At 54.3% G+C, this 12,643-nt stretch carries 9 protein-coding genes and 2 pseudogenes; 8 read left to right on the forward strand and 3 right to left on the reverse strand.

Translation table 11 applies throughout. The features are described from left to right. The 7 genes from sucB to NXS13_RS09230 all read left to right on the forward strand — a co-directional run. A partial coding sequence (gene sucB, locus NXS13_RS09200; RefSeq protein ID WP_259080376.1) for a 2-oxoglutarate dehydrogenase, E2 component, dihydrolipoamide succinyltransferase occupies nucleotides 1-1,241 on the forward strand: 1,241 nt, incomplete at its 5' end. Nucleotides 1,242-1,818: 577 nt separating this feature from the next. Further along, nucleotides 1,819-4,641: an aminomethyl-transferring glycine dehydrogenase gene (gene gcvP, locus NXS13_RS09205; RefSeq protein ID WP_396124966.1), complete on the forward strand. Its 2,823-nt coding sequence runs from the start codon at nucleotides 1,819-1,821 to the stop codon at nucleotides 4,639-4,641. Between the two features lie 8 nt (nucleotides 4,642-4,649). Further along, entirely contained in the window at nucleotides 4,650-5,750 is a 1,101-nt protein-coding gene (gcvT, locus tag NXS13_RS09210; RefSeq protein ID WP_259080372.1) for a glycine cleavage system aminomethyltransferase GcvT, read from the forward strand. Between the two features lie 10 nt (nucleotides 5,751-5,760). Further along, a complete protein-coding gene (gcvH, locus tag NXS13_RS09215) occupies nucleotides 5,761-6,153 on the forward strand; it encodes a glycine cleavage system protein GcvH (protein WP_259080370.1) in 393 nt (130 codons plus the stop codon). A gap of 95 nt (nucleotides 6,154-6,248) precedes the next feature. After that, complete coding sequence (gene lipB, locus NXS13_RS09220; protein ID WP_259080368.1) at nucleotides 6,249-7,001, forward strand: lipoyl(octanoyl) transferase LipB; 753 nt, start codon at nucleotides 6,249-6,251, stop codon at nucleotides 6,999-7,001. Nucleotides 7,002-7,041: 40 nt separating this feature from the next. Continuing rightward, the gene (gene lipA, locus NXS13_RS09225) at nucleotides 7,042-8,088 is read left to right on the forward strand and encodes a lipoyl synthase (protein ID WP_259080366.1); all 1,047 of its coding nucleotides are present in this window, start codon (nucleotides 7,042-7,044) and stop codon (nucleotides 8,086-8,088) included. A gap of 39 nt (nucleotides 8,089-8,127) precedes the next feature. Then, a complete protein-coding gene (locus NXS13_RS09230) occupies nucleotides 8,128-8,895 on the forward strand; it encodes a DUF4191 domain-containing protein (RefSeq protein WP_259080362.1) in 768 nt (255 codons plus the stop codon). Nucleotides 8,896-8,926: 31 nt separating this feature from the next. Here the strand turns inward: NXS13_RS09230 and NXS13_RS09235 are convergent, their stop codons facing one another. Further along, entirely contained in the window at nucleotides 8,927-9,403 is a 477-nt protein-coding gene (locus tag NXS13_RS09235; protein ID WP_259158714.1) for an RDD family protein, read from the reverse strand. A gap of 163 nt (nucleotides 9,404-9,566) precedes the next feature. On the opposite strand from NXS13_RS09235, the gene glnA reads away from it, so the two are divergent. Then, nucleotides 9,567-11,003: a type I glutamate--ammonia ligase gene (gene glnA, locus NXS13_RS09240; protein WP_259080358.1), complete on the forward strand. Its 1,437-nt coding sequence runs from the start codon at nucleotides 9,567-9,569 to the stop codon at nucleotides 11,001-11,003. Nucleotides 11,004-11,164: 161 nt separating this feature from the next. Here glnA and NXS13_RS09245 read toward each other — a convergent pair. Together NXS13_RS09245 and NXS13_RS09380 are read right to left on the reverse strand one after the other, a co-directional pair. After that, nucleotides 11,165-12,295, reverse strand: a pseudogene (locus tag NXS13_RS09245) (Na+/H+ antiporter NhaC family protein); the annotation flags it as partial. A gap of 90 nt (nucleotides 12,296-12,385) precedes the next feature. After that, nucleotides 12,386-12,586 (reverse strand): annotated as a pseudogene (locus NXS13_RS09380) (sodium:proton antiporter); the annotation flags it as partial. Between the last annotated feature and the right edge of the window lie 57 nt (nucleotides 12,587-12,643).

Here is a 12,643-nt window from a genome sequence, read left to right on the forward strand (position 1 = left end):
CCCCCGTGGCCGGCACGATCGTGGAGATCCTGTTCGAGGAAGACGATACCGTTGACGTCGGTGACGTCATTGTGCGCATCGGCGACCCCGATGCCGTTCAGGAAGAGACCAAGCCTGAGCCAGAGCCAGAGGCCAAGTCCGAGCCTGAGCCAGAGCCTGAGGCTAAGCCAGAGCCCAAAGCTGAAGCCAAGCCACAAGCACAACCAGCAGCTCAGTCCGAGTCGAAGTCGCAACCGAAAGAAGCGACAGGCTCAACCAAGGTCAATACTGATGGAGTTCCGTACGTCACCCCATTGGTTCGGAAGCTGGCCGATAAACACGGCATCGAGCTCTCAACTCTCACCGGCACCGGCGTGGGCGGACGCATCCGCAAGCAGGACGTTATCAAGGCTGCTGAAGAGAAGAATGCACCGCAAAAGGCCGCGCCCGCTGCTGACACCAGCAAAGCCCCAGCAGCACCAGAAGCTACCGGACCTCGGGCTCGCTGGTCGACGGTAGCTGTTGATCCGGAGAAGCAAGACCTCATCGGTACCACCAAGAAGGTCAACCGTATCCGCGAGATCACCGCCAAGAAGATGGTCGAAGCCCTACAGACGGCAGCTCAACTGACTCACTTGCAAGAAGTCGATGTCACCGCTATTGCTCAACTGCGTAAGGCAAAGAAGCCGCAGTTCCAAGACAAGCACGGTGTCAACCTCACCTACCTGCCGTTCTTCGTCAAGGCGACCGTTGAAGCTTTGGTTTCCCACCCGAATGTCAATGCTTCCTATAATCCTGAGACAAAGGAAATGACCTATCACGAGGATGTCAATATCGCCATCGCGGTTGATACCCCCCGTGGCTTGCTCACCCCTGTGATCCACAAGGCTCAAGATCTTTCCCTCCCTGAGATTGCCCAACAGATTGCTGACTTGGCTGACCGAGCTCGCAATAATAAGCTCAAGCCACAAGATCTCACCGGAGCTACCTTCACCATCACAAATATCGGTTCGGCTGGAGCCTTGTCGGATACGCCAATCCTGGTACCACCACAGGCAGGTATTCTGGGCACCGCAGCTATCCAGAAGCGGCCAGTGGTGATCAGCGCTAACGGTAGTGATGCGATTGCGATCCGCCAGATGTGCTATATCCCATTCACCTACGATCACCAAGTTGTCGATGGAGCGGACGCTGGCCGCTTTACTCAGACGATCAAGGATCGTTTGGAGACTGGCAATTTCGAAGCGGATCTCGAACTCTAAGAGATTGCCTACCTGATATCTCAGAGCATGAAGATCTGAGAATTGTTTAAGGAGCGGCTTCCACACCACGTGGAAGCCGCTCCTTGTTGTTGGTGCACCGAAGGTCTCGAACTTTAGATTGTAAAATCTTCTGCGCTTCGATTATTGCTGTCCGGGGGCAGAGGTGAGGAAAATTTGGTCTCCTCTCTTTCTTCCGATCACCAAGTGCGAACTGAGTCCTTGCGGGCTGCCCATTTGAATCAACCTTGGCTATTTTCAGCAGCCAGATGGCAACCTGACGGCGCTTAGGCAGCGCGCTGCTAGCTCCAGGCATTTTCGTCCTTGCAGGTAGAGAAAACGTAGCGCTATTCTCCACAGCATTTAAGTTCTGTCTCCACATAACCAACTATTTCAACCATATTGGTCAGCGCGTCGGTCTGCATAAGCAGTGCCTCAGCTTGTGTCCACGGCATGGCTACCGTAGAAGCCCGGCCAAAACCTCGCAAGCAGCATACAATGGTTTACATCACACATTTGCATAAATGTAACCTAGGTCTTAGGAGACCGTATGTCAGATACTTACCTATCCGCACAGTTCATGGATCGCCATATCGGCCCCGACTCGCAGGACAAAGCCGATATGCTCAACAGTCTGGGCTTTAGCTCATTAGATGAGCTCATTACTGCAGCGATGCCGCAGTCTATTATCGATACACAGACCATTGATCTTCCGCCAGCAGCCAGCGAATACGAGGCCACCGCCAAGCTGCGCGAATATGCCAACCGCAATGTGGAATTGCATTCCTTTTATGGCCAAGGCTTTTACTCCACTATCACGCCCAGCGTTATTAGGCGCAATATTTTAGAAAATCCTGGTTGGTATACCGCCTATACGCCCTACCAGCCGGAGATTTCCCAGGGGAGACTCGAAGCGCTGCTGAACTTCCAAACGATGATCATCGAGATTACTGGCCTACCCGTTGCCAATGCTTCCCTGCTAGATGAAGCCTCCGCCACCGCCGAGGCCGTGGGACTGATGGCTCGAGCGAAACGAAAAGGGCGGCGCGTTATAATCGATTCTCGCCTTCACCCTCAGGTGCTCGCGGTAACGGCGGAGCGTTCACGCACCTTAGGACTCGAGGTAGTCATTAGTGATGATATTGCCGGCACCAAGGGCGACGATCTCATCGGCGCGGTGATCGCTTATCCCGGGACCGAGGGCGATCTTATCGATCCCGCTCCCATTATTTCCGATATTCACGCTCGTGGTGGGCTCACCGTTGTAGTCACTGACCTGCTTGCCCTCCAGGTTTTACGTTCTCCCGGTACATTGGGCGCCGATATTGCGGTAGGCTCGTCGCAGCGATTTGGGGTACCGCTTTATTTCGGTGGGCCTCACGCTGCCTTTATGTCGTGTACGGATTCCTTGAAGCGCTTGATGCCGGGGCGCATCGTTGGTGTATCCAAGGATGCCGCGGGCCTTAGCGCTTATCGCCTCGCTCTGCAAACCCGCGAGCAGCATATTCGCCGTGAGAAGGCCACCAGTAATATTTGCACGGCGCAGGCCCTATTAGCAGTGGCGGCGTCGATGTACGCCGTGTGGCACGGCCCTAAAGGTTTACGCGCCATTAGTCACCGCGTTCACGCCCTAGCCTCTGACTTTGCCCATTCAATCGACGTAGCAGGCGGGCAGCTATCCAGTGTTGATTTCTTTGACACCGTAACCGTCATCTGCCCGAACCGAGCCGAGAGCATCGCCACCGCACTCGCCGATCAAGGCTATCTCGTGCGAGTCATTGGTGAGAATAAAGTCTCAGTCGCTTTCGGCGAAACCGCCACCAAGCGTGATGTCGTGCAGTTACTTACTGCCTTCAACGCCCCATACCAGCCAGCTCCTGCGCGCCCCTATCCACCATCGCTATGCCGCGAGGAACCAGCGTTAAGGCACCCAATTTTTTCCTCAGCGCACTCTGAAACTCAATTACTGCGCTATATGCGCCGGTTGCAGGATAAAGATTTAGCTCTCGATCGCACCATGATCCCCTTGGGTTCGTGCACGATGAAACTGAATCCCACCACCGCCATGGAACCGATTTCATGGCCTCAATTTGCCCATATCCACCCCTTTGCGCCAGTCCGCTTTACTCAGGGATGGTTGGATCTCATCGCAGAAATCGAAGAGTGGCTGGCCACTATTACTGGCTATGCTCGCGTATCCATCCAACCGAATGCGGGTTCTCAAGGGGAGCTTGCGGGTCTGATCGCCATTAGGCGCTACCATCTCAGCCGAGGTGATGATGCCCGCGATATCATGCTCATCCCGCAGTCTGCGCACGGAACCAACGCGGCTTCGGCCACCTTGGCCCATATGCGTGTTGTCGTGGTAGAAACTGCCCCCGATGGTTCTATCGATTTAAAAGATCTCGAAGCCAAACTAGAAGCCCACGCCGGCGCAATCGCAGGCATTATGATCACGTACCCCTCAACCCATGGCGTCTTTGAGGATACGGTTCGCACAGTGTGCGAAAAGGTTCATGGCGCGGGAGGACAAGTATATATCGATGGCGCTAATCTCAATGCGCTCGCCGGGATCGCCCGTCCTGGGCATTTCGGCGGCGATGTATCCCACTTGAATCTCCACAAAACCTTCACCATTCCCCATGGTGGCGGGGGGCCTGGAGTAGGTCCCGTGGCCGTTGCCGAGCACCTTGTGCCCTTCTTACCTACAGCTGCCCATCGTGTCGATCCCGCAGTCCCCGCCGCGGAGCTCGCGGGCATCCCGATTTCTGGCACCCCTTATGGTTCAGCTGGCGTGTTGCCCATTTCATGGACCTACATCGCATTAATGGGAGCTGAAGGATTAAAGGAGGCGACCGGAATGGCTATTCTTGGGGCTAATTATATTGCCCATCACGTGCGCGATTTCTTCCCCATCCTCTACTCCGGAGAGGGCGGTCTCATAGCCCACGAGTGCATTATCGATCTGCGAGATATCACCGAACGCACCCACGTCACCGCCACCGACGTGGCGAAGCGGCTGATCGATTTCGGCTTCCACGCCCCAACCCTGTCCTTCCCCGTGCCTGGCACATTAATGATCGAGCCCACGGAATCCGAAGATAAATCCGAGTTGGATCGTTTTATCGCAGCTCTTCGCACCATTGCTGAAGAGATCTCAGAGATCGAGTCTGGCGCGGTAGCTTATGAGGATTCCCTCCTCCGCCATGCCCCGTTCACGGCTCGCGCACTAATGGCCGATGGATGGGAGCATAGCTTTAGCCGTCAACAGGCTGGATTCCCCGCCGGACCGAGCACAACGAAGTACTTCCCCGCATCAGCCCGCCTTGATGAGGCGTGGGGAGATCGCAATTTCTCCTGCGCCTGCCCGCCGCCAGCAGCTTTTGCAGAACCCCAACAGTAAGGATCCCTATGACCACGTTGATACATTCCCCTCTCCACCATGAACACGAGGAGTTATCTGCCACTTTTACAGCGTTCGGCCCGTGGCTCATGCCGCTGAAATACGGCAAAGAGCTAGAAGAACACCGCGCGGTACGGGAGCGGGTGGGGCTTTTTGATCTATCCCATATGGGTGAAGTATTCATCACCGGCGAAGATGCCGCCCGTTTCTTAGATTATGCCCTGGTATCTACGCTCTCGGAGATAAAAATCGGCAAGGCCAAATACACCATGATCGTCGACGAACGCGGCGGAATTATCGATGATCTCATCGTTTATCGCCTGGGAGAGCAGCGCTTTCTGGTCGTACCCAATGCCGGTAATACCGCTGTAGTGGTCGAAGAGCTCACCCGACGCGCTGAGGGCTTTACTATAGTCCTGCATGACGCCACCCTCGAGGTCGCTCTTATCGCGGTTCAGGGACCGAACTCCGAAAATCTGCTCAAGCAGCTCGCCGCAGACCCCAGCGAGATCAGTACGCTTAGTTATTACAGCGCCACCGAGACGACGATCGCCCGCATGGATATCCTCATTGCACGCACCGGCTATACCGGTGAGGATGGTTTCGAAATCTTTCTCACCCCCGACAAGGCCCATCTGCTGTGGCCCCTCCTTATTGATAAAGGCGCGCAACTGGGGTTATTACCCTGTGGCCTAGCAGCCCGCGACTCACTCCGCTTGGAGGCGGGCATGCCACTGTACGGCCACGAATTAACCCGAGAGAAAAATCCCTATGATGCCGGGCTCGGTTTTGTCATAAGCTCCGAGGGCGACTTCATCGGTCGTGATGCTCTCCTAGCAGCACAACACCCCACAAAAATTCTTGTGGGTATCAGTTCGACGGGCAAGCGGGCGGCGCGGGCGGGCGATCGTCTTTTTGTCGGCAACACAGACATTGGAGTTGTCACCTCGGGCCAGCCTTCGCCCACCCTCGGATATCCGATTGCCCTAGCCTATATTGAGCATGGGTATCACCACAATAAAACCCCTATAGAGGCCGAGATTCGGGGCAGACGATATCCCTTCACCACCACGCCCTTGCCCTTTTATCACCGACAACACAAGCACTAAGGAGTACACCGTGTCTCTACCTCAAGATTTTTCCTATTCAATCGAACACGAATGGATCGATCGCCTGAAAGATCAGGCCATAGGTACCACCGTTAAGGTTGGAATCACACATATCGCAGCAGATCGCCTTGGCGAGGTTGTCTTCGCCGAACTACCAGGTGTGGGTGAGGAGGTGATCGCTGGCGATATATGCGGAGAAGTAGAATCCACAAAGTCAGTATCCGATCTCTATTCTCCTGTCTCTGGCACCGTAGTCGCAGTCAATAACGATGTCCACGATGATTATTCCCTCATCAATGATGATCCCTACTCCCAGGGGTGGCTCTTTAGCGTAGAGGTTTCCGCAGTAGGAGACCTCATGACTGCCGCAGACTACGCCAAAGAAAATGGAGTGGACGCCTAGGAGCAGGTAACATCCGTGATCACCGCGAGTTATGCACTCGGTGATACGCGGTGGTAATTGGGAATTTGTGGGGTCCAGAACTAGATTGAAGAATTATGACAGCTCCGCGCAAGCCCTTCTTCCCCCCACATCTCTCGATCCGCCACTCCGATGCGCCCATCGCCATTCAGCGCCTCGGGGTCGTGGACTATCTCACTGCGTGGGAGATGCAAGCGGAGCTCGCACAGCAACGCGCAGCTGAGGAGATCCCCGATACCATTCTGGTTCTCGAGCATCCCTCGATCTATACCGCGGGCAAGCGGACCCAACCAGAAGACCGCCCCCACAACGGACTTCCTGTTATCGACGTGGATCGCGGAGGGCGGATTACCTGGCATGGGCCAGGACAGCTGGTGGCCTACCCTATTATCAAACTTGCCGATCCCATTGATGTGGTGGATTATGTGCGTCGTGTAGAAGAGGCCCTCATAAAAGTGGTGCGCAATAAGGGCTTAGAAGGCGCTGGCCGGGTAGACGGGCGCTCGGGTGTGTGGATTCCTGGTGATCATCACTTCCACCGCAAAATTGCTGCATTGGGTATTAGGATCACGCGGGGGGTCACTATGCACGGACTAGCCCTGAATTGCTGTAATACTCTGGAGTACTATGACCACATTATTCCCTGCGGTATTGCAGATGCGGGGGTAACCACTCTCAGCGTTGAATTAGGCCGAGAGATCACTGTGGAGGAGATGATTGAGCCCACTCTCACCGCTCTGGAGCACGCCTTTGCTGGCAGTTTGGCCGTCAGTGACCATAGCTTCGACGTAGCCAGTGACCCCACGAAGACTCCACGGGCTCAAGGTTAAGGTTTCGACACATAGCGGTTTAGCTAGTACATTCCAAGGTGTGAGTACAGCACCGAACGGACGCAGATTACTACGAGTTGAAGCGCGTAATTCCCAGACCCCTATTGAGTCCAAGCCGCGCTGGATTCGCACCGCGGTAAAAACAGGCCCTGAGTACCAAGACATGAAGAAGAAAGTCTCTGGTGCCAGCCTGCATACCGTATGCCAAGAGGCCGGATGCCCAAATATCCACGAGTGCTGGGAATCTAGAGAGGCGACATTCCTCATTGGTGGTTCTAATTGCTCGCGCCGCTGTGACTTCTGCCAGATCAATTCCGCCAAGCCGGAACCTCTCGATCGTGACGAGCCGCGCCGGGTTGCGGAATCCGTGAAAGAGATGCAACTTAACTATTCCACCATCACCGGAGTGACCCGTGATGATCTGGACGATGAAGGCGCGTGGCTCTACGCCGAAGTTGTACGGCAGATCCATGAGCTCAACCCGCACACCGGGGTGGAAAATCTCGTTCCGGACTTCTCCGGCAAACCAGATCTTCTCGCAGAGGTCTTTGACTCACGCCCGGAGGTATTTGCTCACAACCTCGAAACCGTACCGCGGATTTTTAAGCGCATTCGCCCTGCCTTCCGCTACGAGCGCTCCTTGGATGTGATCCGGCAAGCCCGCGATTATGGGTTGATTACTAAATCGAACCTCATCTTGGGCATGGGTGAGAGCCCTGAGGAAATCCGGGAGGCATTAGTGGATCTTCATGAGGCGGGCTGCGATATTATCACCATCACGCAGTATTTGCGCCCTGGACCTCTGTATCACCCCATCGACCGGTGGGTGAAGCCTGAGGAATTCATCGAGCATCGCGATTTCGCTTATGAGATCGGTTTCGGAGCTGTGATGTCGGGGCCACTGGTTCGGTCTTCTTACCGGGCTGGCAAGCTGTACGCGGAGGCCCTGGCGGCGCGCGGGGAGACTCTGCCCGATAATCTCAGCCACCTAGCGGATACCGCTACTGGGAGCACAGCGCAGGAAGCTTCAACGCTCTTGGAAAAATATGGCGAAAGCCAGGACACTCCCGTAGGATCTTTCCGCTAAAATTCCCCTATTTGACTTTTGATCGGTAATCTAGAGGACATGGCAGATCCGAAGGTATCGAAAAAAGAACAGCGCGCGGCTAAACGTGCCCAACGTCGACAGACATGGTCGCAATTAAGACAAGCCTTTAATATGCAGCGCAAGCAGGATAAGGCCTTAGTGCCTTTGATGCTGCTCAGTATCTTAGGTATGGGTCTCGTCTTCTTCCTGATCGGCGTCTTCGTCGGTGGCCAGTGGTTTATGCTCGCGCTTGGACTAAGTGCCGGTCTGGCGCTAGCAATGTGGGTTTTTTCCAGGCGCCTGCAAAATAGTGTCTATAACCAAGCCTCTGATCAGCCCGGTGCCGCGGGGTGGGCCTTAGAGAATCTGCGCAGCGGATTGGGTGTGGTGTGGAAAACCAAACCTGCTGTTGCTTCAAACACCCATATGGATTTCGTTCATCGCACCATCGGTGTCTGCGGTATCGTCCTGGTCGGTGAGGGCGAAAAGCACCGCCTCGAGCCCCTTTTTAAGCAGCAGGAAAAACGCCTGAATAGGTTGGTTCCAGGTGTTCCTGTCACCCGTATGATCGTCGGCGACGGCGAGGATGAGGTGCCGCTGCGCAAACTTCAAAGTCGTTTGGTACGGCTCAAGCGGATCTACAAAAAAGATGATGTCTACGAAATTGCCGCGCGCGTCGATGCCATGGATAAGGTTCAATCTCAAGGACTCGCGGGGATTCCCAAAGGTCCGCTGCCCAAGGGCGGGCGGGTATCTGGAATGAATAGGCGCGCTCGCCGGCACGCATCTCGGCAAGAGAAACCATAAAGAGCAATCCCTGACCACGGTCGGGGATTTTTTAAGCCATAATGACGGCGGTTCCCGTGGCTCTATCGTGCATGCCGCGCCCATCAGTATCAACCATGGCGGCAGGCAGGACAAGAGCGGTAAAAACAGTACGGGCAAGAGCCCGCACAAAGCCAACGCGCTCATTGGCTGAATCGATACGTGCGACTCCCATGCCGAGTACCGCTTGCCCAGGGGTGCGGGCAAATAGGGTAACGGTGGTAACACCGAGCACAATGAAGAGAAGATACGTCAACGTTGCGGTGCCGCCCAACACGCTGGTGAATATATTGATAAAGGCAGCAACTATCCAGCAGCCGATCCAATCAATGGTCACTCCCCCGGCGCGCCTTATGACCGATGCTAGAGAGTTTGGGCCATGTGCTGGTAGGCCTAAGTGTTCTCCTGGCCAGCGTGCGGGGCCGTGCTCGGAGAATTCCGCGGGGATTTCGGGCCCGTCTAACCAGGACCTGCGCTGCGATTTAGACATATCTTTAATTTATCATTGCTTTGGGTAGGTCCACCCAAAAAAATGAAGCTTTTTGGTCACTCGACAGAAACGTACGTACTATAAGATATGAAGGATTGACTATTCTCACCATGTGGCGGGAGCGTCCCTCGTATATCAGCATCACCCATTTAAGGAGAAACGCGTGGCTTTCACATCAGCGGAAGATGTTTTGCGCTTTATTCAGGACGAGAACGTCGAATTCATTGATATTCGCTTCACCGACGTCCCCGGTATCGAGCAACACTTCACCATCCCAGCCCATATCCTGGACGAAGATGCCATGGCGGAGGGCCTCGCATTCGATGGATCTTCAATCCGTGGCTTCACCAGCATTGACGAGTCGGATATGAGTTTGATACCCGATATCGCGACCGCTGCGCTTGACCCATTCCGTGCCGCGAAAACGCTTAATATCAAATTCTTTGTGGTTGATCCGTTTACGCAGGAACCTTTTTCTCGCGATCCACGAACGGTGGCCTTGAAGGCGGAGGAATATCTAGCCTCTACCGGTATCGCTGATACCTGCTATTTTGGTGCGGAGGCGGAATTTTATCTCTTCGATTCGGTCCGTTATTCCACCGATATCAATAGTGGTTTCTACGAGGTAGATTCGGATGAAGGCTGGTGGAATCGCGGCGCGGACACTAACCTAGATGGCTCCTCAAACCGCGGGTACAAAACCAGACTCAAGGGCGGCTACTTCCCCGTTCCTCCCTATGACCAAAGTCAGGATATTCGCGATGAAATGACGCGGACGCTGGCTCAATCTGGCTTCGCCATCGAACGCTTCCACCACGAGGTAGGTACAGGTGGTCAGCAGGAGATTAATTATCGATTCAATACTTTGCTCCATGCCGCCGATGATCTACAGACTTTCAAATACATCATTAAAAATGTCGCCTTCCGTCGCGGTAAGACTGCTACCTTTATGCCCAAGCCACTAGCTGGCGATAATGGCTCCGGAATGCATGCGCATCAGTCCCTGTGGAAAGACGGCATGCCACTATTCCACGATGAATCCGGTTATGCTGGGCTCTCTGATATCGCGCGCTATTATATTGGCGGTATTTTGCACCACGCTGGTGCGGTTTTGGCGTTTACTAATCCCACGCTCAATTCCTATCACCGGCTCGTTCCTGGCTTCGAAGCACCAATTAATCTGGTGTATTCCCAGCGAAACCGTTCGGCTGCTATTCGTATTCCTATCACGGGCTCGAACCCGAAGGCTAAGCGGGTAGAATTCCGCGCACCAGATCCTTCCGGTAACCCCTATTTTGGCTTTGCAGCGATGATGCTCGCCGGTCTGGATGGCATTAAAAACCGCATTGAACCCCATGCTCCAGTGGATAAGGATCTCTATGAGCTCCCACCTGAGGAGGCTGCTTCCATTCCGCAGGCGCCTACCTCACTGGAGGCAGCTTTGGGCGCTCTCGAGCAGGGGCATGAATTCCTTACAGATACTGGGGTATTCACGGAAGATCTTATTGAAACTTATATCAAGCTCAAATATGACAACGAGATCACCCCTGTGCGCTTGCGTCCGACTCCGCAGGAGTTTGAGATGTATTTCGACTGCTAGACGCATTTCTCTTTTCAACTTCCCGTTATAGGCTCCCTATTTCTTCGATTTCTGGGGAAAATGGTTTTTTACTCGTCCTGTAATGGGGGGTTGAGGATATAAGAAGAGAGGTATAACTCCACTCCTGGAGTTATACCTCTCTTCTTTTGGTCGTTATTGGGCTAGAGAACCATAGCCGCAATCCACCCCGCTGCGATGAGTGGGATATTGAAGTGGAGGAAGGTGGGTATCACCGAATCTCGGATGTGATCATGCTGCCCATCAGTGTTGAGGCCCATAGTGGGACCTAAGGTCGAATCGGAGGCAGGGGAACCTGCGTCCCCGAGCGCACCCGAGGCGCCGATAATAGCGACAGTGGCCGCAGGGCTAAAGCCGAGCGTCATACATAAAGGGACATAAATCGTGGCCAGAATCGGCAAGGTGGAGAAGCTCGAGCCGATACCCATGGTGACCACTAGTCCAACCAGCAGCATCACAAGTGCAGCGAGTGCCCGATTATCCCCAATCAGTGCTGCTGAGGAATTGACTAGGGATTCCACTTCCCCGGTTGCTTTCATTACCGAGGCAAAGCCCTGAGCGGTGATCATAATAAAGCCGATCAGTGCCATCATCTTCATGCCAGCTGTGAAAACATCATCGGCTTCCTTCCAGTTCACTGCACCTGTCAGTAAGAAGATAGATAAACCAATGAGCGCACCGATCAGTAGCGAATCGGCTTCGGTTCCTAAAATTTGCATGGCCACCTGAACGAGGAAGGTTGCCAGGATAGCCCCGAGGGCGACCACGATTTTATAGCGTGAAGGTGGTGCGGTCTGTATATTTGGCGTGCTCGGCGAGGCCGGAGTTTCCGCCGTGTTCACCGTGTTCGCCGTGTTCGCGGTGGCCGCTGTGGTCTCCGCAACCGGCTGATCGCTATAGTATCGCGGCGCGCGGTAGCTGATAAAGATCGCAACGAGCAGACCCATCAACATACCGATGGCGGGAATGGTCATCACCGTCATCACGTTTAATCCGCTGGTATCAAGACCAGCTTCTTCGATATTTCCGAGCAAAATGCTCTTCAGGAAGATCGATCCGAAACCCACAGGGATCCACATATAGGTGGTCACCAACCCGAAGGTGAGGACACACGCGACCAAGCGGCGATCGAGGTTCAACTTATTCATCACCGCCAACAACGGTGGGATGATGAGAGGGATAAAAGCGATGTGGACGGGGATGAGATTCTGACTCATCACGGACATGGCAAGAATTCCGGCGATCATTAACCACTTGGTTATGGCAACGGCACGGGTGTTGGCACTGTGTGATTCACTTCCGATTTTGCCCATAATCCAGCGAGCTAAAGCTTCCGGCAATCCCGAGCTCGCGACGGCCATCGCGAAGGCTCCTAAAAGTGCGTAGCTTAAAGCAATTTTGGCGCCTCCGGATAACCCGTCCTGGAAGGCCACCATGGTGGCATCGAGGCCAATGCCCGACAGGAGTCCTCCGACGAGTGCGCCTATAAAGAGCGCGAGAACAACGTGCACTCTAGCCAGTGCGAGCAGCAACATGACGGCAACAGCAATTAATACGGCGTTCATTTAGATCAATATACACGCAGCACTGCATATTTAATATATTTATACAGCAAACTATTC

This window comes from Corynebacterium sp. ES2730-CONJ (assembly GCF_024834055.1).
GTDB lineage: Bacteria > Actinomycetota > Actinomycetes > Mycobacteriales > Mycobacteriaceae > Corynebacterium.